This is a genomic window from Shimazuella sp. NTD248 (assembly GCF_059510395.1).
This window is the reverse complement of sequence record NZ_JCAJZT010000004.1, coordinates 313,996-338,284: the sequence shown is the minus strand read 5'-3', so window position 1 is coordinate 338,284 and position 24,289 is coordinate 313,996. Positions and strand designations below refer to the sequence as shown.

24 protein-coding genes are annotated in these 24,289 nt (G+C 40.7%); 3 read left to right on the top strand and 21 right to left on the bottom strand.

The features are described from left to right. Positions 1 to 29 precede the first annotated feature (29 nt). The 5 genes from ftsX to AC5WOE_RS11355 form a co-directional block, all read right to left on the bottom strand. Positions 30 to 926: a permease-like cell division protein FtsX gene (gene ftsX, locus AC5WOE_RS11375; RefSeq protein ID WP_496050308.1), complete on the bottom strand. Its 897-nt coding sequence runs from the start codon at positions 924 to 926 to the stop codon at positions 30 to 32. Next, positions 916 to 1,602 (bottom strand): cell division ATP-binding protein FtsE, encoded by a 687-nt coding sequence (ftsE, locus tag AC5WOE_RS11370; protein ID WP_240875885.1) that lies wholly within the window; start codon positions 1,600 to 1,602, stop codon positions 916 to 918. The genes ftsX and ftsE overlap by 11 nt, the downstream gene beginning before the upstream one ends. 411 nt (positions 1,603 to 2,013) lie before the next feature. After that, positions 2,014 to 3,438, bottom strand: coding sequence for an argininosuccinate lyase (argH, locus tag AC5WOE_RS11365; RefSeq protein WP_496052624.1), 1,425 nt, complete (start codon positions 3,436 to 3,438; stop codon positions 2,014 to 2,016). Next, positions 3,386 to 4,645 carry an argininosuccinate synthase gene (locus AC5WOE_RS11360; protein WP_496050306.1) on the bottom strand — a complete coding sequence of 420 codons (1,260 nt, stop codon included), beginning with the start codon at positions 4,643 to 4,645 and terminating at the stop codon, positions 3,386 to 3,388. The genes argH and AC5WOE_RS11360 overlap by 53 nt, the downstream gene beginning before the upstream one ends. 207 nt (positions 4,646 to 4,852) lie before the next feature. Continuing rightward, entirely contained in the window at positions 4,853 to 5,512 is a 660-nt protein-coding gene (locus AC5WOE_RS11355) for a hypothetical protein (RefSeq protein ID WP_496052623.1), read from the bottom strand. 541 nt (positions 5,513 to 6,053) lie between these two features. Here AC5WOE_RS11355 and AC5WOE_RS11350 point away from each other — a divergent pair. The 3 genes from AC5WOE_RS11350 (at position 6,054) to AC5WOE_RS11340 (ending at position 8,130) form a co-directional block, all read left to right on the top strand. Further along, positions 6,054 to 6,179, top strand: a complete 126-nt coding sequence (locus AC5WOE_RS11350) for a hypothetical protein (protein WP_496052622.1) — start codon at positions 6,054 to 6,056, stop codon at positions 6,177 to 6,179. Positions 6,180 to 6,325: 146 nt separating this feature from the next. Continuing rightward, entirely contained in the window at positions 6,326 to 7,288 is a 963-nt protein-coding gene (gene corA, locus AC5WOE_RS11345) for a magnesium/cobalt transporter CorA (RefSeq protein ID WP_496050303.1), read from the top strand. Further along, positions 7,285 to 8,130 carry a polysaccharide deacetylase family protein gene (locus AC5WOE_RS11340; protein ID WP_496050302.1) on the top strand — a complete coding sequence of 282 codons (846 nt, stop codon included), beginning with the start codon at positions 7,285 to 7,287 and terminating at the stop codon, positions 8,128 to 8,130. The genes corA and AC5WOE_RS11340 overlap by 4 nt, the downstream gene beginning before the upstream one ends. Before the next feature lie 30 nt (positions 8,131 to 8,160). On the opposite strand, the gene AC5WOE_RS11335 is transcribed toward AC5WOE_RS11340, so the two are convergent. The 16 genes from AC5WOE_RS11335 to metK form a co-directional block, all read right to left on the bottom strand. Next, positions 8,161 to 9,426, bottom strand: coding sequence for a glutathionylspermidine synthase family protein (locus AC5WOE_RS11335; RefSeq protein WP_496050301.1), 1,266 nt, complete (start codon positions 9,424 to 9,426; stop codon positions 8,161 to 8,163). Next, positions 9,392 to 9,619, bottom strand: coding sequence for a hypothetical protein (locus tag AC5WOE_RS11330; RefSeq protein ID WP_496050300.1), 228 nt, complete (start codon positions 9,617 to 9,619; stop codon positions 9,392 to 9,394). Before AC5WOE_RS11330 ends, AC5WOE_RS11335 begins: the two co-directional genes overlap by 35 nt. Further along, positions 9,616 to 10,314: a TerC family protein gene (locus AC5WOE_RS11325; RefSeq protein WP_496050299.1), complete on the bottom strand. Its 699-nt coding sequence runs from the start codon at positions 10,312 to 10,314 to the stop codon at positions 9,616 to 9,618. Before AC5WOE_RS11325 ends, AC5WOE_RS11330 begins: the two co-directional genes overlap by 4 nt. A 399-nt stretch (positions 10,315 to 10,713) precedes the next feature. Beyond that, on the bottom strand, positions 10,714 to 11,397 hold the full coding sequence (locus AC5WOE_RS11320; protein WP_496050298.1) for a hypothetical protein: 684 nt from the start codon (positions 11,395 to 11,397) through the stop codon (positions 10,714 to 10,716). Positions 11,398 to 11,424: 27 nt separating this feature from the next. Next, complete coding sequence (locus AC5WOE_RS11315) at positions 11,425 to 12,213, bottom strand: enoyl-CoA hydratase/isomerase family protein (RefSeq protein ID WP_496050297.1); 789 nt, start codon at positions 12,211 to 12,213, stop codon at positions 11,425 to 11,427. A gap of 80 nt (positions 12,214 to 12,293) precedes the next feature. Beyond that, a protein-coding gene (gene prfB / locus AC5WOE_RS11310) for a peptide chain release factor 2 (RefSeq protein ID WP_496050296.1) occupies positions 12,294 to 13,404 on the bottom strand; the annotation gives its coding sequence in 2 pieces (ribosomal slippage) (positions 12,294 to 13,331 and positions 13,333 to 13,404; 1,110 coding nt in all). Positions 13,405 to 13,422: 18 nt separating this feature from the next. Further along, positions 13,423 to 15,942, bottom strand: coding sequence for a preprotein translocase subunit SecA (gene secA / locus AC5WOE_RS11305; protein ID WP_496052621.1), 2,520 nt, complete (start codon positions 15,940 to 15,942; stop codon positions 13,423 to 13,425). Positions 15,943 to 16,181: 239 nt separating this feature from the next. Continuing rightward, entirely contained in the window at positions 16,182 to 17,414 is a 1,233-nt protein-coding gene (locus AC5WOE_RS11300) for a glycosyltransferase family 4 protein (RefSeq protein ID WP_496052620.1), read from the bottom strand. A gap of 1 nt (position 17,415) precedes the next feature. Beyond that, positions 17,416 to 18,480 (bottom strand): non-hydrolyzing UDP-N-acetylglucosamine 2-epimerase, encoded by a 1,065-nt coding sequence (wecB, locus tag AC5WOE_RS11295; protein ID WP_496052619.1) that lies wholly within the window; start codon positions 18,478 to 18,480, stop codon positions 17,416 to 17,418. Positions 18,481 to 18,597: 117 nt separating this feature from the next. Further along, positions 18,598 to 18,795 carry a cold shock domain-containing protein gene (locus tag AC5WOE_RS11290; protein ID WP_496050292.1) on the bottom strand — a complete coding sequence of 66 codons (198 nt, stop codon included), beginning with the start codon at positions 18,793 to 18,795 and terminating at the stop codon, positions 18,598 to 18,600. Positions 18,796 to 19,110: 315 nt separating this feature from the next. After that, positions 19,111 to 19,386: an HU family DNA-binding protein gene (locus AC5WOE_RS11285; protein ID WP_496050291.1), complete on the bottom strand. Its 276-nt coding sequence runs from the start codon at positions 19,384 to 19,386 to the stop codon at positions 19,111 to 19,113. 181 nt (positions 19,387 to 19,567) lie between these two features. Further along, positions 19,568 to 20,287 (bottom strand): ComFC family protein, encoded by a 720-nt coding sequence (locus AC5WOE_RS11280; protein ID WP_496050290.1) that lies wholly within the window; start codon positions 20,285 to 20,287, stop codon positions 19,568 to 19,570. A 6-nt stretch (positions 20,288 to 20,293) separates the two neighbouring features. After that, positions 20,294 to 21,652 (bottom strand): hypothetical protein, encoded by a 1,359-nt coding sequence (locus AC5WOE_RS11275; protein WP_496052618.1) that lies wholly within the window; start codon positions 21,650 to 21,652, stop codon positions 20,294 to 20,296. A 65-nt stretch (positions 21,653 to 21,717) separates the two neighbouring features. Then, positions 21,718 to 22,134, bottom strand: a complete 417-nt coding sequence (locus tag AC5WOE_RS11270) for a hypothetical protein (protein WP_496050288.1) — start codon at positions 22,132 to 22,134, stop codon at positions 21,718 to 21,720. Positions 22,135 to 22,334: 200 nt separating this feature from the next. Beyond that, a complete protein-coding gene (locus tag AC5WOE_RS11265; RefSeq protein WP_496050287.1) occupies positions 22,335 to 22,808 on the bottom strand; it encodes a hypothetical protein in 474 nt (157 codons plus the stop codon). 107 nt (positions 22,809 to 22,915) lie between these two features. Then, positions 22,916 to 24,100, bottom strand: coding sequence for a methionine adenosyltransferase (metK, locus tag AC5WOE_RS11260; protein ID WP_496050286.1), 1,185 nt, complete (start codon positions 24,098 to 24,100; stop codon positions 22,916 to 22,918). Between the last annotated feature and the right edge of the window lie 189 nt (positions 24,101 to 24,289).

Sequence of the window (24,289 nt, the reverse complement as noted above, 5' to 3'; positions counted from 1 at the left end):
ACCCCCCCAAGTTCTATGATGTCAAAATCCTATATTTTGAGGAACTTACGAATAGAGAGTAAACTACCCGAGATACCAATTAATGCACCTAAAATAAATGTACTGACAGATAAATATGTCCCAAGGGAAGTTACTGGCATCATCTGAATAACGGTATATGCAGCACCTGAATTTACTGTATTGAAAAATGCTTGGTACAAAATCAGCAAAATTCCTATCGGTAATATAGCACCTACTACTCCGATAAAAGCACCCTCGATGAAAAATGGCCAGCGAATAAACCAGTTACTCGCACCTACAAGTCTCATAACTTCTATTTCTTTCCGTCTTGCAAAAATGGTCAGTTTAATGGTGTTGGAGATGAGAAATGCAGCTAACACGGACAATGCGATACCGAAAATAAGAATGACATTTCGAACCACACCAGAGAATCCAAGTAAGGTTTGAGTCACTCCACCACCAGAGTCTGCTGCTACAATACCATCGATGCTTTTAACTTGTGATTCTAGTTGATTTACTTTTTTAGGGTCGCTTGGCTCGATTCGAATAATATCTGGTAATGGGTTTTGGTCCCCAGACTTCAAACCTTCGATAAAGTTTGCATCTCCCCAGCTTTTCTTCATCTCTTCTAAACCTTGATCTTTAGGGACAAGATCAGCTTTTTTCACGAGCGGATTTTGTTTCACTTTATTGAGAATCTCTACTTGTTTGGTTTTAGGCATGCCATCTTGAAGAGATGCTCGAACAGCTAATTGCTTGTCCAATTCTTTGGTCAAGTAATTGATGTTAAACGCAAATATAAGGAACACCCCAAAAATCAAAAGTGTTACAGCTACAGTCCCCATTGCCGCAAAACTCATCCATGAGTTTTTCATGATTCCGCGATACGCTTCGCGAAAATGGCGACTTAAGGTTTCAATCTTCATAACCGTATTCGCCTCCCAATTCGTCTCGCACAATCACGCCTTGTTCAATCGCAATAACTCGTTGGCGCATCGTATTTACGATTTCTTTATTGTGTGTTGCCATAACGACTGTTGTGCCACGTGCGTTAATCTCTTCTAATAGGTACATGATATCCCAGGAGTTTTCTGGGTCTAAGTTACCAGTAGGCTCGTCTGCGATGATAAATGTCGGGTTATTGACAATCGCCCGAGCAATGGATACCCGCTGCTGCTCTCCACCAGATAACTGAGATGGCAAGGCCTTCATTCTATCTCCCAATCCGACTAACTCTAACACTTCTTGAACGCGAGGCTTCATTTCTCGTTTTGGTGTTTCAACTGCCTCCATTGCAAATGCAACATTCTCATATGCAGATAAGTGCGGCAATAATTTATAGTCTTGGAACACGACACCAATCCGACGTCTCACATAAGGAATTTTCCAGTCACGCACACGTTTTACATTCACACCATTAATCAAAACAACACCATGAGTTGGTTTTTCTTCCCGGTACATGAGTTTGATAAAAGAACTTTTCCCTGCACCACTTGGTCCTACTATATAGACAAATTCACCTTGGTCTACCTTTACATCGATCCCGCGCAGTGCTTCAATTCCATTGGGATAGACTTTCCATACATCGTGCATTTCTATCATAAAATCACCTTCCGTTTTAGCACAGCATTTGTCGTTAGCGATTTTGCCTACCACTTAGGATAGGTAGTTCAGGTATTTCTCGAAACTTCTCTCAGTTTCCTCTTTTAATAGGAATTATAGTCGATAAATAAAGAATAACATTCCAAGTCAACAGTATTTGGTAATCAAAAGAAAAGAAGCTCTCTTCCAATATGCTATCAACACTTGTTTTTTTAGAGTAAAAGAATCCCCTGTCCAAAAAACCTGTTTCCTATTATAGCATCATTCTTAACGTTTCCTAGACTAATATTTTTCTAAATGATGATATATTCAAATTTGACAGCAAAAATCTCCAGTATAAGCAATAATACTTACTGGAGACTTATTATAACAGATCTTGTCTTTTTCATCGTTGGCAAGAAAAACCAAATATTAGACTTGAATAAGTTGCTGAGCAGTTTCCACTGTTTTCAACCATTGCTTTGTCTCATTGAGAGAACGACGTCTTAATATTAATTGATTCTCGACTTGTGCTCTAGCTGTGCCACCTTCACTCTTTCTAGCTTCTACTACATTTTCTTCTGCTAAAAAAGTATAGATATCTTCTTCTATGATGGGAGAGAATTGTTGGTATTCATCTAACGACAATGCCAGTAAATATTTTTGTTTTGAAATAGCATAAAGTACCGTCTTTCCGGTAATTTCATGCGCTTGTCGAAATGGTACTCCTTTTGAAGCCAAATAGTCTGCTAAATCTGTTGCGTTGGAATAACTCTGTTGTATATTTTGTAACATTTTTTCCTTTTTGACAACCATCGTTTCGATAACAGCACTCATCAAGGTTAGACAATTTTCCGTTGTTTCTACTGCATCAAACAAAGCTTCTTTGTCCTCTTGCATATCTTTGTTAAAGCTGAGCGGCAGAGCTTTTAGCATGGTCAAAAGACCCATCATACCCCCAAAAACTCTCCCTGTTTTCCCTCTGACCAGTTCAGGAATATCTGGATTTTTTTTCTGCGGCATCATACTGCTGCCTGTACAGTAAGCATCGTCAAGTTCAACATATTGAAATTCTTCACTCGTCCATAGAATAAGTTCTTCGGCCAACCGTGACAAATGCACCATGATCAAGGAACATGCTGAAGTTAACTCTACAATATAATCGCGATCGCTCACCGCGTCCATGCTATTTTCATAGAGGTTTGCAAAATGGAGACGATTTTTGACATATTGTCGATCGATAGGGAAAGTAGTACCTGCAATCGCCCCTGCTCCAAGCGGACACATATCTGTCCGCTTATAACTATCGATTAATCTACCCATATCTCGCTCCAGCATACTCGCATAAGCGAGCAAGTGGTGGGCAAATCTCACTGGTTGTGCACGTTGCAAATGCGTATACCCGGGTAACAGAGTATCTACATTTTTCTCTGCCTGTGTGAGTAGTGCTTCAGAAAAAACAACTGCTTGTTCCACCAGTTCCACTGTTTTTCTTCTCGCATACAGATGCACATCCAATGCACTTTGATCATTTCTGCTCCGACCTGTATGTAACTTACCCCCAACTGGTCCGATGAGATCAATCAGCATTTTTTCAATATTCATATGAATATCTTCATGTTCTACTGTATATTGCAATTCTCCAGCTTTTGCTTTTTCCAATAACGTTTTCAGACCAGCTTTGATCGTTTCGGTCTCTTCGATGGTCAAAATTTCATTGGCACCAAGCATCTCTACATGCACGATACTTCCAATGATATCTTCCATCACTAACTTTTGATCAAAAGATATCGATGCTTGGAATTCAAGCGCCAGTTGATCCGTCGACTTGGTAAAGCGACCGCCCCAAAGTTTCATCTGCTTTCACCTCATCTTCATGTATCGTTGCATAAATATGCGTTGGTAATCCCCATAATTTAATAAAGCCGACAGCTGCTTGATGATCAAACGTATCATCTGTGGAATAAGTAGCCAACTGTTCGTTATACAAAGAGTACTCTGATTCCCGTCCTGTAACTACTGCGGTTCCTTTGTACAATCTCACACGCACATCACCTGTTACAAATTTTTGCGTTTCATCAACAAAGGCATCCAATGCCAATTTCAAAGGAGAGAACCATAGACCATCGTAAGCGAGCTCTGCCCATTTTTGTTCGATAGATGGTTTAAATCTCGCTACATCGCGAGTCAAAGTCAAATATTCTAACTCTCTATGTGCAGTAATCAATGTGATCGCTGCTGGGCACTCATATACTTCCCGTGACTTGATTCCCACTAATCGGTTTTCTACATGATCAATTCGACCGACACCATGTTCGCCTGCAATTTTGTTTAATGTGGTGATCAATTGATGAAAAGGCAGGTTTACACCGTCTAATGCCGTTGGAATCCCTTTTTCAAAAGTAATTACTACTTCTACTGCTTCATCTGGAGTATCATCGATAGATTTCGTCAACTCATAAGCACCTTCTGGCGGAGCAGTCCAAGGGTTTTCCAATACCCCGCATTCACAGCTTCGTCCCCAAAGGTTTTGGTCCACACTGTAAGGATTATCTAAATCAATCGGGATTGGAATATTGTGCTCTTGAGCATATTTGATCTCTTCATCGCGAGACATCGCCCATTCCCGAACGGGAGCAATTACTTTGAGATTTGGATTCAAAGCTTGAACGGAAAGATCAAATCTCACTTGGTCGTTTCCTTTTCCGGTACATCCATGTGCAACAGCAACTGCTCCTTCTTCCTCTGCTACTTGCACCAAAATCTGTGAGATCAAAGGACGAGACAACGCAGAAACGAGAGGATATTTCCCTTCATACATCGCATTGGCTTTTAAGGCAGACTCGAGAAAGTGTTTTGCGAAATGTTCTTTTGCGTCGACAACAATTGACTTTATTGCTCCTACTTTCAGCGCTTTTTCTTTGACAAAATCCAAATCTTTTCCTTCACCTACATCAAGCGCAACAGCAATCACATCATATCCATAGTTTTCCGTCAACCAGCGAATTGCTACAGAAGTATCTAAACCGCCAGAATAGGCAAGTACAATTTTCTCTTTACTCATCATTCATCCGCTCCTGATTAATAAAAATTCATCTCAATGAGTTATTATACATTATTGTGCAGAAAAATGTATCAAAAAGTTATTTTTTTTGTAACTTCTTCTTTTTAACAAAATAAGATACTTATATTTTCCCATAAAATCACGCGGCGGACACCGCTCTCCTTGACGTTTGTCATAGAGAGACGAGTGTCCGCCACATTTGACTGGTTACCTGCCGCGCTTGCCGCCACCCGAGGTCTTGCCGCTCGAAGACGAGCTACCCGAGCTGCCGCCCGAAGACGAACCACCCGAGCTGCCGCCCGAAGACGTGCCGCCGGAGGTCAGGCTCTTCGGCGGGGTCAGCGTCTTCGCCTTGGACGGCGTCCCCGACGGGTTGAGCGTCTTCGACGTTCCCGGCGTGGACGGCTTCCACGTCGGCGTCGTCTTGGACGTGCTCACCGGCGTGGCCGTGGCCTTGCGCTTCTTGCCCTTGTCGGAGCCCGCCACATAGTCGAAGCAGAAGTACTGCGGCTTCTTCCACTCTCGCAGATTGGCCTGCTTCTTGAGCATCGGGACCTTCGCGATGTACTCGTCGCGGTCACACGCCGGCTTCGAGCTGACGACCTTCCAGTCGTACACCCGAGGCAGCCTGGGCGCGTACGGCGGCTGGTAGCACCGCTTGACCCGCTTGCCGTTGTCCTTGTAGGTCACCACGTAGTTGTCGTGGTCGGCGCACTTCTTGAACGGGTCCTCCGGCACCGACAGACCAGCCGTCCCCGTTTCGGGGTAGTACGGCGATGACGCCGAACCACCCTTGAAGGAACAGCCGGTCAGAGCGAGCGCCACAGTGCCCAGCACAATCAGACTCGAAGCCATGGGCTTCTTCATGGGTCCTCCCCAGTCAAAGTATCTCCCGAATGGAGATTCATACCTTTATCGTAATCAAAAATAAACAAAAGGTAAAGAAAAATAAGTATAAAGATCAATTATAACGGCGCGGCGGGCAGCTGCTCCTCTCTAACCGAAGTCAAAGAAGTGCTGCTGCCCGCCTTGATCAGTCTCAGCGTATGCCGCTGGCAACAGAGGCTGTTGTCTTCACGTTCTTCTCCTGTCTGCATCCCGTGGCCGTAAGGGCCAGACCGGTGAGGAGGTCTGCCGCGACAACTCGCTTGAAGTTGGTACCCGTGTGTTTCCTTTCCACAAAGGGCCGACTGATGTTTCTTTCGTTTATATTATGTTTTCTGTCCTTTCAAGTTCGAGGAGGGGGAAATTTAAGCGAGACTCACTTTCCATTTCCTCCGGCTCCGACGCTCCTCCATCGTATGGGGATCATGCTGCTCGTTCTGCTCGTGTTTGGAATGTTCCATGATGTGATGGGACATGTTCTTCCAGACTTGCTCGACTCCGATCTGTTGGAGCCCGAGCACACATGCCACAAGCAGGGAGAGCACGAAGTCGAGGAGTACACCTTGTTGGCGAAGAAGCATATCTGTCTCTTTCTCTGTGTTTTGCTTCTTGTCTCCCTCATCTTACGGATACTGCGACACGTGTATAAGTCTTGCTAGCATTTCTTATCCTACTGTTAAACAGATATTTAAGTACTTTTAATAGAAACCGCTTACTATTAATTTTTCGTATAGTTGTCCTGTGATTTTTTTCAGTCTAAAATGGAAGGTATGCTATGAAAAGGAGTATGGAAAGATGATTCGTATACTGGCCTATAGCAAATCAGGGGAAGTTTTAGAAGATTTAAAGCTTGAAGATATTGAACAAAAGCGTAATGAGTTAGCATGGTATTGGATCGATTTCAATGAACCGACACCAGAAGAAGCCAATGAACTGTACAAGCTCGGATTTCATGAATTAGCAATACTCGATTGTCTCCATCTGCAACAACGTACGAAGCTCGATGATTATGATGATTATCATTTTTTCGTGATCAATGCGATTGATAAAGATAACATAAGGCCAAAAGAAATTGATATCTTCCAGCATCGTCAATATGTCGTCACTTTTCACTATAATCCCCAGCCTGAAATTGACGTCGTATGGAAACGAATGCTGGGCGACTCCAATGCCCAATCGCTTGGCAGCCGATATATCTGTTATAAAATCATCGACAAAATAACAGATTCTTTCTTTCCTGTGTCGGAAAAATTGGAAGATCGATTGACACAGATTGGGATGCGCCGGGAAAGAGCAGGGAGAATGCAGAAGCAGATGGATGAAGTATTTCACATCCGTCGAAAATTATTGCGCTTGCGCCATGCTGTCCACCCGCTGCGTGATCTCATCTTTCGAATCACGCAATCGGATCACCTCTCTGGCAGTGAGGAAGAAAGACGTTACTATATGGATGTCTATGACTATCTGAGCAAATTGAGCGCGATGATTGATTCAAGCAGAGAAATGGCATCCGATATTCGCGATAATCATATCTCCATCAACTCCAATCGAATGAACATCATCATGATGACATTGACTTTGTTCACGACCATCTTTATGCCGCTCACATTCATCGTTGGTGTATATGGCATGAATTTTGAATACATGCCAGAGTTAAAATGGCATTATGGCTACTTTATGATACTCGGTATTATGCTTATTATTACTCTAGTTATGTACACATGGTTCAAACGAAAAGGATGGTTTTTTAAAGAATGAAAAACTATATCATTGTCTTTTCTACCTTATGTCTATTGACAGCTTGTTCGATCGTCTCCAAATCAGAGCTGCAAGCCGTCCAACAGACGCCAGTTAAACAGCACACTACTGTGAAAAAAGAAACAACGATTCCTTCCAAAACACAAGAATTAAAACTGTATCAAAATCGAAAACCAAAGAAGTGGGGAGAAGATATTCCAGGAGTGGTACGAAAACTGCCGACGAAGGATAAAGTAATCGCGCTCACTTTTGACGCTTGTGGAGGAAAACATGGAAGTGGTTATGATAAAGCAATTATTCAATATTTAAACAAACACCAAATTCCCGCAACTTTGTTTATCAATTCCAGATGGATTGATGCCAATCCTGATACGTTTATGGAGCTTGCTCATAACCCCTTATTTGAAATCGAAAACCATGGAACCGAACATCGTCCATTATCCGTTACAGGACGGAGCGTCTATGGGATACAGGGAACCAAAAGTGTTGCAAATGTTTACGATGAAATTACCAGCAATGCACAAAAAATAAAAAAACTAACTGGAAAATCTCCAAAATTTTTTCGTTCTGGAACCGCCTTTTATGATGATATCGCTGTCCATATTGTGAAAGACTTAAATGAAACCCCAGTAAATTTTGATATTATCGGAGACGCAGGGGCAACATTTACTACCAAACAAGTAGAACATTCGATGCTTCGAGCAAAAGCTGGTTCGATTATTATTTTGCATATGAATCAACCGGAAGGAGATACCGCAGAAGGAATCCAAAAAGCGATACCGCGTTTGCTGCAGAAAGGTTATCACTTTGTAAAATTAGAAAACTACTTAAAATCCAAATAAAAACGTGACCTCACGAAGAAGTCGCGTTTTTCATTTTAAAGCCAAAGGTAAAAAATAAGACATATCATGCGTGATCCCTTTATCTACACGGCCAATTACCGCTGAAGGTTTACCCCCCACTAAAAATGAACCTAACAATAAGTTACCTGTATATAAACCATTGGACGTTGCCACCGTTATGGTCGGCAATTCCACTTTTGCTTGGTAGACCATAGGTTGATCCCAGTAATATTTTTCTATATCTGCTGTCTCTAATGTTCCATCTGCATCAAAGAGAGAAACTGCACCGCCTTCTCGACCAAAGAAAGGCTTTTTCACATATGGGACTTTCCCATGAAACTGATTTTCCAAGTAAGTAGGAAGGCAGTACGTGGATATTACTTCCCTCTCTTCGGCTGAGAAAAAAATATTTGATTCATATAAATTCCAGATAAGTGCTTGCATCGCTTTTGTCTGTGCGATAAATCCTGATGGAGGATTGATCATGGTCAACCTCTTTTTAGCCACCAATTCTAAAAGCTTTGATCCGATTGGAAAGCCTTTGGTAGTGCGGTCTTTCGCCATCATTTCCAATGCATGCAATCGGTAGAGGACGTCTACTTGTCGATATTCCCCGTTTTCCAATTTTGTTACGAGACGTTCCGTATTCGGGTCATATGCTAAATGTAAAATCGGGGAGTAAATACCAGATAGCCCAGACTGCTCTAATAAATACTTGGTGGTTCCTTGATCCTCACCATCGGCCGAATCACAGCAAAAAACAATATTTTTTGTGGCATGACCTTTTTGTCGATAGTAATCAACTATGTCCGTAAACGCCTTTTTAATATCATCTGCTGCACCATTATTTATATTTTCTACTTGATAATAACGACAAACTTCTTCATTGGCATAAAACGCCTCAACGATACTCGTGGGTGTATCGCTATTAAACTCCAACATCTTTAAACCCTCTGGTGTGTAAGCGAAATCAAATCTTCCAATCGTAGTAATCGCCTTATAATCAGTAGACAGTGAGATTGCTCTCCACGTTTCTGGAGGATAACCGAGTTCTCTCCATAATTCTTCTGATCCAAATCTTACTACTTCCGCAACTCGAACAAAAATATTTCCTAATAACTCCGTAGCGAGCTCTATATTTTTTTTCCAAGTTTGATCAATTGCAGCAAATGACGCTAAGGCATATTCTTGACCGTTCCAAATATCCCACGAAAAAGTATCTCTTATCGGTCCATAGATTCGCTCTCGATGATGATGATAATCACCCACCGCTGCTGGATGAGTCGTAACTATCATAAACGACATATGCCTCCCGCTTACCATTTATCACTACATAGGAACTTGAGTCTACTCGATCATAGGAATCATCGCAATATTGATCATTATCGTTATCATAACAGAGGGTATAATTATCCAGATCATTATCATCACACCCAGTCATCAAAAGCATGCTAGATGCAAATAAAGAAACAACTAATTTACTCTTCATCCATTTCCTCCCATTGTATGAGTTATATTATTCTCTTTCTTCTGCTTACGGATATATCCAGCAAGCAGCACTAATACTATTAATACTATATTTACTGCGTACTCAATCCAAGGAAAATCTTTTATAAAATCATGAATGATAGGCTCTTCGGCAATCATTCCTCCAGCCGTCCAAGCTAACACTCCTGAACCAATATATAAAATGATCGGAAATCGATCTACTAATTTTATAAATAGGGTACTTCCCCAAACTACTAATGGAACACTTATCACTAACCCAATTACCACTAATAAGACACTTCCATGCGCGGCCCCGCCTACTGCTAACACATTATCTAAGCTCATAATCGTATCTGCTAATATAATAGTCCGAAGTGCGGACCAAAAACTTGTTCCAGCTTTTACATCCTCATGATTATCGTTATCCACTAATAGATTATAGGAAATCCATACTAAAATGAGCCCTCCAACGAGTAACAGCCCAGGTATTTTAAGCAGCCAAACTATCGATACGGTTGCTATTATTCGCAGCGTGACAGCTCCAGCTGTCCCCCAAAAAATTGCTTTTTTCCGTTGCTCGTGTGGCAACTTTCGGGAAGCCAAACCAATTACAATCGCGTTATCCCCAGCTAATACTAAATCAATAACAACAATAGTGAGTAACTTAGATAGAAACTCGAGTGATAATATTTCCATTTTTCCCCTTCCTTTCCAAGGCATAATAAAAACCCTTACTTGCTAGCATTTAAGAAGCTAGAAGTAAAGGTCTCGCAAACAACGTCCTAGTTGCCAACAAAGCCGGAGATCGCTCTCGTAATGACGACTTTGTTGTAGTAGCTACTCCCCTTTATCTAAAAAGGTGCACGTACTATTCTATTCATCCTCATCATACTGGACAATTATGCGCTCTGTCAAGGATGTTCAAAATTTTACCATTCTAATGATATTTTATCCCTTATTTGAATTTTGAATTAAATTGATTAATCCTTCCTTTGCTAGTTGTAATGCTGTTTTACCTTCTTGATTTTTCTTTTCTAGTGCACCTTCATTATCGCTATTTTAGACTCAAAAAAAACCACCTTTTGAAAAGGCGGCTTAAAACATCCTCTTGGAACGTCGATTAGGAAAACGAGGGGATGGATCTTCTTCTTTATTGGTAGTACTGTTTGAATCCTTGCGCAAAGAAGGATAGGCAGTTTTGTTCGTCAAAGGCCTGCGTAAGGGAGAACGAGAATTATTTGTCGTCGTGTTTGTAGTGTTAGTATTATTGTTTGAATTTAATGGTGTTCTTTTCGCAAATGATGGGCGTTTGTTAGTGAGATTTTCATCAGTTGTAAGTGCTGTGTTTCGAGATTGTAAGATATTTGATTTATATTGTTTCCGATTGAATTTGCGTTCTGAGGTAGATGAATCTTGTACCGCTGGCAGGTTTAGATTCTCTTCTTCCTCATAAACACCTAACTCTAAGTCAAAGTCATCCTGTTCTTCCTGTTTATCCACATATTCCTGCTTATCTAACTCTAGTACATCTTCACGTGGTTGACGACGCGGTAAATGTTGAGATGCTTGTTTACGCTGTTGACGTGCTAACGTAGACCGCCTTACTTTTTCTATCGGAATACGAGTAGTATTATCCATTTCACCATCTGGAAAATATGTACCCAATTCATCTACTTCTCGACTACGCTTACTACTTATTAAGGCAGATAATACAATAATAGCAACAATCACAAGGGCAACACCAATCCAAAAAATTGGGCTCATTACTAAATTCAACATGTTGTATCCTCCATTCCCCGGGAAATATTATTCTCCCCGAAAAGTTGGTTTGCGCTTCTCGAGAAAGGCATCCATGCCTTCTGATCGATCCGCAGTTTGAAAGGTAAGCCCAAAATAAGAAGCTTCCAGTTGTAGTCCTTTTTCCAAGGGCATCTCTAGACCATTATGAATGGATTTTTTCATATAATGAAGGGCAATTGGTGCCAGTTTTGCTAATTTTTTTGCAAGTGTTTTTGCTTCTGGTAATAATTGATCGAAAGGAAATATCTTTTGAACAAGGCCAAGTCGAAATGCTTCTCTGCTATCAAAGATTTCACCGGAAAAAGTATAGTACTTAGCGTTTTTCTCTCCGATTGCTCGTGCTAAACGCTGGGTACCTCCATATCCTGGAAGAATACCAAGATTAATCTCTGGTTGTCCAAATTTAGCATGTTCAGCGGCTAGTATGATATCACCAGCAAGCGCCAATTCACAACCACCACCAAGTGCAAATCCATTGACTGCCATAATAACAGGGATCGGCATATTCTCCACCATATCAAAGATACTCTGCCCAAGTAAAGCCTGTTTTTCAGCTTCAGGGCCATTTTTGATCCTTCTTAACTCTGTTATATCCGCACCAGCTGCAAAAGCTTTTTCACCAGTACCTGTGATAACAAGAGCTTTGATTTCACTTCGGGTCATGACATGATGCAGAGCGTCCCTAATCTCTGTTAGCATTTGCACATTCAGTGCATTTAACACTTTCGGACGTGATAATCGCAATATTCCAATTGACTGTTCGATCTCGAGGGTAATACAGCTCCAATCTGTCATTTGCATCGCCCCTTTAAGAATCGTACCTATTTTATCACAGAAAAGCGAACCCTCCAACCTTATAGAGAGCCCGCTTTACATTATTGCTTTGTTTCAACTTGTTTTTTAAGAAATGCTTCCATAAATCCATGAATAGCACCGTCCATAACAGCTTGGACATTTCCATTTTCTACCGTCGTACGATGATCTTTTACTAAACTGTAAGGATGGAATACATAGGATCGAATTTGGTTACCCCAACCGATTTCCGTCTGTTCCCCTTTTATCTCGTTTAGTTTTTGTTCCTGTTCTTCCACTTTTTTCTCATACAACCGTGCTTTTAATACTTTCATTGCTCTGTCACGATTTTTGATCTGAGATCGTTCGGATTGACAGGTAACCACTACTCCTGTTGGAATATGTGTGATCCGTACTGCTGAATCCGTTGTATTAATATGCTGTCCACCTGCACCACTAGCGCGGTAAGTGTCTACCTTTATATCTTCTGTGCGGATTTCAATTTCCACATCATCATCTAATTCAGGAACCACGTTTACCGAAGCAAAGGAAGTATGTCTTCGTCCAGATGCATCAAAGGGAGAGATTCGAACCAAACGGTGAATCCCTTTTTCGGTCCTCAAATACCCATAGGCATTTATTCCTTTGACCAACAGAGTAACACTCTTCAAACCGGCTTCATCACCTGGTAAATAGTCAATCATTTCAATCTTATAACCACTTTTCTCCGCCCAGCGTGTGTACATTCTCAGGAGCATTTCTGCCCAATCCTGAGATTCTGTACCCCCAGCTCCAGGATGCAGCTCCAAGATCGCCGAATTGCGGTCATATGGACCACTTAATAACTGCTGTAATTCAAATTCATTTACTTGCCCTTGGAAAGTTTTTAAACTCACTTCGCATTCACTTAAGAGAGATGGATCTTCTTCCTCTTGTAACAATTCCATCATCACTTGTATTTCATCGTTTTGGGAAGTCAATTGCTGCACTTGATCTACAATCTCTTTTACTTCTCGCAATTCGGCAATCTTTTGTTGTGCTTTCTGTTGATCATCCCAAAATGTCTCTGCTGCCATCTCAGCCTCAAGAGACACCAGCTTGGACTGCTGTTCTTCTAAGTCAAAGAGACCCCCTAAGGTCAGCTAAACGTTTCGCTGTAGTATGAAACTCTTGTTTTAATGCTTGTAAATCCAACTCAGTCAGCCCCTTGTTTTATTTCTTGTAATGACAGTTTTTATATTTTTTGCCGCTTCCGCATGGACAAGGGTCATTTCTGCCAACTTTATCTGCACGACGGAGAGGTACTACTTTTGGTTTTTCTTCTTCTGTATCCCCGCCTGAAATAGGGGTGACATTCATAGTAACCTCTTCTCTTGTCAGTGTTTCTTCCTCTTGCACAACAGCTTTCATGACATATTTGACTACTTCTTCTTGAATTTCTTGAACCATCGCTTCAAACATCGCAAATCCTTCAAATTGATAAGAACGAAGCGGGTTGTCCTGTCCATATGCACGCAGATGGATACCTTGTCGAAGCTGGTCCATTGCATCAATATGATCCATCCATTTGCGGTCAACAGTACGCAGAACTACAACTTTGGAGAACTCATTCATCCTCTCGTCCCCAAGCTCTTGTCTACGCTCGCCATAATACTTATTTGCTTCTTCATAAAGAAAAGCAACTAGCTCTTCAGGATTTTTATCTTCTACATCTTCTTCTGCGATCCGGTCTTCCGGCAATATATTCCCATGAATGTATTCCAAAATATCGTCTAGTTCCCATTCTTCCTCATCGCTGCCAGTTGTGTGAACTTCGACAATCCGCTCGATCGAGGATTTCACCATCGGCAAGACAACATCATCGAGATTTTCACTTGTAAGTACTTGACGACGCTGTTTGTAAATAATTTCACGCTGTTGGTTGAGAACATCATCGTACTGCAAGACCCAACGTCTAGCATCAAAGTTATTGTTTTCTACTTGTTTTTGCGCATTTGCTATTGATCTTGTAAATATATTACCCTCTAGCGGCTCACCATCATTCATTACACGACTGATCATGCCTTTAACCCGATCAGGGATGAATCGCTTCATCAAGTCATCCTCAAAAGACAGATAAAACTGTGTAGAACCTGGATCACCTTGACGACCTGCACGACCTCGAAGCTGATTGTCTATCCTGCGGCTTTCATGTCGCTCTGTACCAATTACATGAAGTCCACCTAATTCAGCTACATTTTCTCCAAGCATAATGTCAGTACCACGGCCGGCCATGTTGGTAGCGATGGTAACAGCACTGTATTGCCCTGCTTCGGCAATAATTTCTGCTTCTTTGGCATGGTTTTTCGCGTTGAGCACTTGATGCTTGATCCCTTTGCGTTTTAACAGCAAAGCTAATTTCTCTGAGTTTTCAATGGAAACAGTCCCCACAAGAACAGGTCGCCCAATTGAATACATTTGCTCTATTTGCTCGATAACAGCTGAAAACTTTTCTTGTTCTGTTTTATAAAGGACATCAGACTGATCTTGACGAACCGTCGGCTTGTTAGTCGGTACGATGACTACATCCATGTTGTAAATACGACGGAACTCTTCTTCCTCTGTCTTAGCTGTACCAGTCATTCCAGCCAACTTATCATAGAGACGGAAGTAGTTTTGTAGTGTTACGGTTGCAAGTGTCATACTTTCATGTTGTACTTCGATATTTTCTTTTGCTTCAATTGCTTGGTGCAGTCCATCACTATAACGACGCCCATGCATCAAACGACCAGTAAACTCATCGACTATCACTACACCATGTTCGGCATCAACTACATAATCCTGGTCACGATGCATCGTTACATGTGCTTTTAATGCTTGTTGAATGTGATGGTTCAGGGTGATATTTTTCATATCATAGAGATTGTCTACTTTTAGAGCATTCTCTACTTTTTTGACCCCTTCATCTGTCAAAGAGATCTGCTTGGTTTTGATATCAAGTGTGAAATCATCTTCTGCTTTCAAACGACTCACGACTCGATCGGCAGTGTAATAAAGATCTGTCGCTTTATTTGCTTGTCCACTGATAATAAGTGGTGTTCTAGCTTCGTCGATTAAAATACTATCTACTTCATCGACTATCGCAAAGTTTAATTCACGCTGAGTTAATTGTTCTTGGTACGCAACCATGTTGTCTCTTAAATAATCAAATCCAAACTCATTGTTAGTGCCATACGTGATATCGGCTTGATATGCTTCGCGTTTTTCATCAGGTGAAAGAAAAGGTACATTTAACCCTACTGTCAGCCCAAGAAACTCAAATATTTGCCCCATCCACTCTTTATCTCGTCGAGCGAGATAGTCGTTGACAGTAACAACATGTACCCCCTTACCTGTCAGAGCATTGAGATATGCAGGTAAAGTTGATACTAAAGTTTTCCCTTCCCCTGTTCGCATTTCAGAAATATCACCATTGTGCAGAACCATTCCCCCGACTAATTGCACACGGAAATGACGCATTCCAAGCACTCGTTTAGAAGCTTCACGAGTTACTGCGAATGCTTCAGGCAGAATGTCGTCCAAAGTTTCCCCTTTGGATAATCGGTCTTTAAATTCTCCCGTCTTTGCTTTTAGTTCTTCATCTGACAAACTAGAAAGGGACTCTTCTAGCGCATCAATTTGTTCTGCAATCTGAAAATATTTTTTCACTTGACGCTCATTTGGATCAAGCAATCGTTTTATCGTTTTTAACATCACGCTTCCTCCTGCAATCTATCTATCATTTCCTACTTCCCGTAATAGTAAACATACTATCTATCAGTGTAACAAAAAATAGGATTTTTTTCACTTCCTGACTGGTGACATTTGGGCAAACTCAAAAACCTAGTCACCATTTGGACTAGGTTTTGAGTCTATCACAGCATCCATCTACAAGCTGAAGAAAACTATTTCGATAAAAAAGGCTCGTAACGGCGCCCTTCTATTTTTCCAAGTTATTTAACTACCAAATTTTTCAAAATGCCATAAAACTTTTTGGCTAATTTTTGACGATCCCCTTCTCGATCAATAAAGACACGACCATTCTCTTTGATTTCCGTCAATTGCTCATCCGAATAACTACTCAATTTTACGATTGCTTCTGCTAAGCCTTTTGGGTTTTCTGCTCCACTAAAAACACCAACTCTGTTTTCTTCTACAATCTGTCGGACTTCACCGTCCACAGTAGTAATAATAGGCTTACCTAAGAAAGTATAATCAAATAATTTATTAGGCCGTGCTCCACGAAATACTTCATTATCTGCAAGTGAGATAATTCCAAAGTCAGCCGCATTTGTATAATCAAAAATCTCTGCCTTTGGTACAGGGTCCTTCAAGTGAACATTTTTCAAACCTAATTCTGCAACTCTTTTTTGTAAACGTTCTTTATCTGGACCATCTCCAATGAGAACAATCGAGTATCCTTCTTGCGGTAAATACTGCCCTGCTTGTACGACATACTCCAGCGCATTTGCTGGTCCGTGAGCTCCTGTATAGACTGCTACATAGTCTGATTCTGGAACTCCAAGTTTGGCGCGGTATTCTTTTCGCTTTGTTTCATCAGGATACCAAGATCCAACCACTACACCATTGGGAATCAGGTCAATCTTATCAATCGGAATTCCACGATTGGCGATATATTGGCGTTGATGTTCCGCTAAAACAATTATTTTATCGGACTTCTTATAAAGTTGATTTTCCATCCAGGTCAACGCTTTAAGTACTGTTCCTTCTCGAACTCCACCCATCTTCACAAGGGAATCCGGCCATAAGTCGCGCACTTCAAATACAAATGGAATCCGCTTGATTTTAGCTACCAGTAACCCTGCATATGCAAGGAAGAGGTGTGGCGAAGAAGCAATGAATACATCTGGTTTACGACGGAATAGAGTAGCAAAAAAGAAAACAAAGGCAAAACTGATCATGTTGATGATTCGGCGAAAATCATTTACCTTATGAGGGAAAGACCAGAGCCATGCTAATTTTAGTCCATCCACTTGCTCGATTTGCGCCTTTTCTTCTGGTGTGATAAAGGTTCTGCGGGGGTGAACAAACTTAGATAAAAATAATGTTACTTCTGCATCTTCTTCCCTTGCCCATTCTCTTGCTAACTCAAAATGACGAGTAATACCGGCGATATTTGGCGGTACAGCATAGTGATTGGCCAACCAAATTTTAAACCGTTTCATGTTATAAACCCCGTTTGATGATATCAACCAATTTTTCTGCTGTTTTTCCATCACCAAATACTCTTGGAATATGGGAGAAATCTACGGAAAACTCAGAAACAGCTTGTAAAATAAGTTCTGTATTTGCACCAACTAATTTATTTGCTCCATAAGAGACAGTTTCAACCCATTCTGTTTCATCTCTCATCGTGATACATGGTACTTGTGCAAAAAATGCTTCTTTTTGTACACCGCCAGAATCGGTCAAGATCAATTTCGCTTGGAATTCAAGTTGGATCATATCCAAATACCCAACCGGTTCAATCACATGAACATTATCATTGGAAATGCTAAGTCCACTCTCTTTCAGCTTTCCAACCGTACGAGGGTGAAGTGGTAATATTGCTGGGATCGGCAACTGATTGATAGCGTCTACAATTGCTTTTAATCTCACAGGATCATCCGTGTTCTCTGCACGATGGAGCGTAATCAATGCATATGATTTGGGTTGTACAGGTAAACTGCTTAAAATTTTTGCTTTTCCTTCTGCTAACTGGGTGTTGTAGTTAAATGCATCTAACATCACATCACCCACAATATGTACACCTTCTGTGATCCCTTCTTTTGCTAAATGCTTCACAGCAGTATCCGTCGGGCAGAAAAGCCATTTGGAAATGTGGTCAGTCAGTACGCGATTCACTTCTTCTGGCATTCTACGGTTGAAACTTCTTAGTCCTGCCTCTACATGTGCAACAGGAATATGTAATTTTGCTGCAGCCAGAGCACCTGCGATAGTAGAGTTCGTATCTCCATAAACCAGTAATGCGTCAGGTTTCTCTGCAAGTAAGACTTCTTCTACTTTTTTTAGCATTTCTCCAGTTTGTGCACCATGAGATAAAGAACCTACATGTAAATGATATTCTGGAACTGGTATCTCCAATTCTTCAAAAAATACATCAGACATTGATTTATCATAATGTTGACCAGTATGTACTAAAATTTCTTCTCCTTCAGCACGTAGTGCTCGTGATACAGGAGCAGCTTTGATAAATTGCGGGCGTGCACCAACAACTGTTACTACTTTCATAAACTAGAAACCTCCCTTATTTCAAAAACGACTGCCACTATAATAACACATGAGAATGCTTGAAAAATTGTATAAATCAAAAACTCCCCACGTTAACGTGGGGAGCTTGTTAAACTCTTATTTTTTTTCAATGTTGGCTGCTTGTGGCCCACGGGAACCTTCAACAATATCAAATTCTACCGTTTGACCTTCTTCAAGGGTTTTAAAACCATCAGTTTGAATAGCAGAATAGTGTACGAATACATCGTCACCATCTTCACGTTCGATGAAACCGTAGCCTTTTTCAGCGTTAAACCATTTTACTTTGCCTTGCATGGAAAAACATCCCTTCTTCTAAAAACTGAAATCTTAGCACAAGAACTATTCTTATGTAATTTCAATATAACATTTGGAAAAAATCAATGTCAAGCAACCAACTTTTCCCTATATTATGAATAGCTATATACAACATTTAAACACAATATTATCCACAATATCCACAAAAATAAGTAAAATAGGGGTTTTTCTATTCTTATTTTTCCCATAACTCAACTTATAAAATACTGATTCTTTTGCAAAGGATTGTGTAATTTTAAAAAAATGGATGGTTTCTATTCTGTAAATAACAAAATAGATACCATCCATTTTCCTCTATGAATTAACCGATTCTTTCAATTGTTTTCCTGGTTTGAAAGAAGGAACTCGGCTAGCTTCGATTTGAATTTCTTCACCTGTTTGTGGGTTACGTCCAGTTCTAGCAGCACGCTCACGAACTTCAAAGTTTCCAAAACCAATCAAAGTAACTTTATCTCCATCTTGAAGAGCGGAAGAAATAGAACTCAAAACTGCATCAACTACTTGCCCCGCTTCTTTTTTGGTTTTTCCTGTAGACTCTGCTACTTTTTCAACTAGCTCTGTTTTATTCATGCTTTATTTCCCCCTAGAGTAGGTAATTTCAGACAGTCTCCCATATATTAGGAAATTCTTGGAGAATAGCTTAACGCTATTTTAAACCCAAGCTAACCCCGCCTGTCAAACGGTTGAAAGTAAAACCGCTATCACTGGTTTTGCCCAGTAATAACAATTCCATACCTGTTCCTTCTACAAATTATCTCGCAAAGGTAACAGAATAGACAGTTTGAGCACCTGCATGGCGGAGAATTTTAGCACACTCTCGTAGCGTAGTACCAGTTGTGTACACATCATCCACCAACAAAATCGTATGGGATGTAAAATCTAGTTGCATCTTATCAGATGGTATCCCAAAGCAATCGCGTAATGACTGAATCCTAGCATTTCTGCCGAGATTAGCCTGAGGTGGCGAGGCTTTTATTCTTTCCAATAGGCTTGGAGTGGGCAAGCCTAAACTTTTTCCGATCTGTTCTGCAAGAAGCTGGGATTGATTAAAACCACGTTCTTTTATTCGATTTTGGTGAAGAGGTACACTGGTTATCAGGGTGAATGGAATAGGAGAGTAATGTTTCTCCACTGTATCACACATGATAGTACCAATATATTTGGCATAGCCTTCATCACCTAAGTACTTAAAGCGAGCTAACACTTTCTTTGTCTTACTCGTATAAGATACAGCACTCACATTCTGAACCCTATCTCGATGTGCTATTTGAAGACAATCACCACACGCATTCCTATCATCATCTAGCGGTCGAAAACAAATCTCACATATAGGTGGACATATAGGAGATAACTTTACTGTACACTCCTTACAAACTTTAGACCACGCACTAGCAAAAAATAACTGCTCTATGGATTGATCACAAAACCAGCAACTAGGACGAATCGGAAATAAGGAAGACCACCACCTCATACGGTATTACGCCTCCTTTTGTAAATATCCTTCTTTTTTAGCCAACTCATTTAAATAAATGTGTTCTTTTTTTGTCTGGACGATCATTTCCGTATTCATTTCTCCGATAAACAATACTTCACATTCGGGGAAATAAGCATTTAATCCAATAAAATGAACCAATTCTACTAATCGTTTACGATCAAATGCTGGATGGTCAGCATGCAGTAAACAAAGATGTAAATTTGCAATTTGCATGCTCTCCATTAATTGCTGTGGCAAAAGCAGATTCATAAATTTTTGCTCTGAAAATAAAATTCTTAATTCTTCGGCATCTTCATCCCACTCCGAAATACTGCAAGTTTTATTTGCAACTTCAGGCATTACTGCTTGCATCCACTTTAAAGTCACTTCTATTTCTTCTTTTGTCGGGACAAGAATCAGTGCTTGTCCATTTAGCTCTTGTACTTCTTCCACAAATGAGCGAAAGGGAGGAATAGGCTTATTTCTCTTGATGTGTTTCCGGAGATTTCGATACTGGACAAATTTTGGAACTGGTATAGGGTATCGATGCAAGCGAACAGGATGAACAATATCAGGATAACGATTCCACTTAGGAAGAGTGGAACGAATCACTAACTGTTGACCTTCTTTTGCCATCGATCTTTCCCATGCATGAAATGCCTCTGGTACTTGACCATCCCAAATAATCAGATCAAACTGCTGATAGTAAGTCAGCAAATCCCATTTCGTCCCTAGAACCAATGTTGTATCTTTACTTTCTATGTACTTAGCCAACTTCGGCATTAACAAAGTCAATTGATTCATCGTTTTTGTTATTTTCTTTTTCTCTTGACACCAAAAAATTCGTTTCTTCTTATCGAGAAGATAGTTTAAAAAATCCAATAAGATGAGTAGTTCACCGCTTCCTGGAATAAGGACCGCATGAATTTGTTTGGCAGCTTTTTCATATAATGATTTTAGGTTACCACTGGTATGTTGCAGTACTTCTGTAAGTGGCAATGTAGCACTGTTCAAAAAATCTTTTTTTCCCTTAGTGGTTGGAAAAAAAGAAAATAAAGGAGTACAGCTTTTGACTCTGCCGTAAAACAAGCATCTCTTGCAATAAAAACATGTTTTGTTACCGCAATTCATACAGTCACTCACTTCTATGTCAGACGCTCCAGCACCACACCGGTTGCATTTTCGGAAAATAGACCAATTGGAAGGCTTGATCGCAAATTCTTTTTTCAACGTGCCTATTTCTTCCCAAACTTGAAGTAGATGCTGCAAATCGCTTATCTCATTATCATCCAAAATTTGTCTCATGTCCCTCCATGTCAAACATCTTCCCGCAAGGTTGTTATAAACAGATATAGATTCCACTAAAGCACCTCCCACAAAAAAAATCAGCCACCTGCGGTGACTGATTTTTTTCGCTTTTGCTCGTGTTATGCAGTTTCTTTGTCTTCATCAATATCACGCAAATCAAGTACAACCACTTTCTCTTTTTGTTGCTCCTCTTTCAGCCACTGTGTCAGTTCTTCTTCAGTAGAGAGTTTATGTGAAAATACATCTAGATGGTCATACTTCTGTTTCAGCCGTTCGATAATGGAAATAGTGTCATCTGATGATCCCATATCCAAACAGGTAATTCGCCCTTTTTTCAAGCCATCAGCTCTAAGATGATTTGCTATGTGATAAGAACGAATTAGCCATTCAATAGACTGTTGACTATTGTTCGTAATAATCACAAGATGAGATGCTCTATGGTGATATAACCCCTTGCCAAATGTGAGCAACCTTTTGTACAGGAACACGAAAGCGACGACGAGAACTGCCCCAATCAGCAGGTACCAGTAACCCATACGCCCATCCTCCTTAATTTCAGTATGTTATCCGGTTACTTTTAGGTAAGAGTTTACTCGCAGTATATGCTGTCTTTTAACAAATCGTTTAATGGTTCTTTCGAAAATGTAATACTATTTTCATTTTACCACTTTCCTGCGGTAAATAAAACGTCTGAATGTAGCAGGCAGCGATGACCCCGTCATCACTGCCTTTGCCGCTACAGCTGGAACATTTCGGAAAATGAACAGCTGTAGTGTTTCTCCCCCATTTCGCAGAGCTTGAGCGTATCACCATGCTCCGTTCGAATTAGTCTCTTGAGTTCCCAGTCTCCCTCGATTAGGAGGTCTGATGCCTCATCTTTCTCAATTACCAACTTGAGAGCAAAGAGGAACAGGTCACCACAACGAATAAAAGCAAGGTTCTTTTCTAGAACCTTATCCTGCCCCACCTCATTATCTTGATTACTTTTCACCGCATCTCCCAGCAACTCCCTCATTGTACGAAGGGGCTTGTACTCCAATCGAAATCCATGGAGTTCAATGCGGTTTTCGTCTCTCTCTACTTGGTAATAACCAACCCTGCATGGATATTCTCGACCGTCCGAATTACGGTAAACAGCAGATTGATAAACAAACCCAGGCGAAATAGGATCAGAAAGCAGGGTAAGCATTCTTTTTCCTTTCTCTTGCATAGCCCACTTGCCAATTATTTTATCAAAAAATCACATACAGAACATGAAAAGATGGGCTTAAAAAAACATCTTCCTTTTATTAGAAAGATGTTTTTCTCATTCTCTACTTACGCTTCTGCGCGAAGAATATCTGCTTTATCTGTTTTCTCCCACGGGAGCTCGATGTCAGTACGGCCAAAATGCCCATATGCAGCTGTTTGTCTGTAGATAGGGCGACGCAAGTCCAAAGAACGGATAATTCCAGCTGGACGAAGATCGAAATGTTTTTCTACTAATTCGACAAGACGATCTTCCGAAATAGTCCCTGTTCCAAATGTATCCACTCGGACAGATACAGGTCGCGCAACACCAATCGCATAAGCGAGCTGGACTTCACACTTTTCAGCGAGACCGGCGGCGACGATATTTTTAGCAACATATCGAGCAGCATATGCAGCAGAACGATCAACTTTTGTTGGGTCTTTTCCAGAGAATGCTCCTCCACCATGGCGAGCATATCCACCATACGTATCGACAATAATTTTACGTCCAGTTAGACCAGCATCTCCAAGTGGGCCTCCGATTACAAAGCGGCCAGTTGGGTTGATAAAATACTTGGTTTGATCATCCAGCATATCTTTTGGTACGATAGGAGTTATAACATGACGATGGATATCTTCTTTAATCTGCCCAATGGTGATGTTTTCAGCATGTTGGGTAGAGCAGACAATCGTTTCGATTCGTACAGGCTTGTTGCCATCGTATTCGACAGTTACTTGGATTTTACCATCCGGGCGAAGATAGCTTAGCGTTCCATCTACACGAACTTCATGCAGCCGGCGCGCAAGTTGGTGAGCCAATGAAATAGGTAATGGCATAAGTTCAGGTGTTTCGTTCACCGCAAAACCGAACATGAGACCTTGGTCACCAGCACCAATTGCTTCGATTTGTTCTTCACTCATGGTACCTTCTTTTTTCTCATATGCCTCGTCAACACCTTGAGCAATGTCGGCAGACTGTTCATCGATGGAAGTCAATACAGCACATGTTTCTGCATCAAAACCATACTTTGCTCGATCGTACCCTATTTCCTTGATAGTAGAACGAACTAATTTTGGAATATCAACATAACAATTGGTACTAATTTCTCCTGCGACTAGAACCAAACCAGTGGTAACAGATGTTTCACAAGCTACACGGGCATTTGGATCTTTTGATAGAATAGCATCTAAAATGGCATCTGAAATTTGGTCACAGATTTTATCTGGGTGTCCAGCTGTAACAGATTCAGATGTAAATAGAGTACGACTCATTTGATTGGTATCCCCCTTCACTTATCCAGAAAAGTTATTTTCCGTCCTTTTCGGCACAATAACCATAGATTAACGTATCAGATACAGAAAAACAATAACGAATAAAAAAGATATTTATATCAAAACAAACAAAACGAATGGGAAAATAAAAAAAAGTAGTCAACATTGTGTTTTTTTCCCTATATCCTT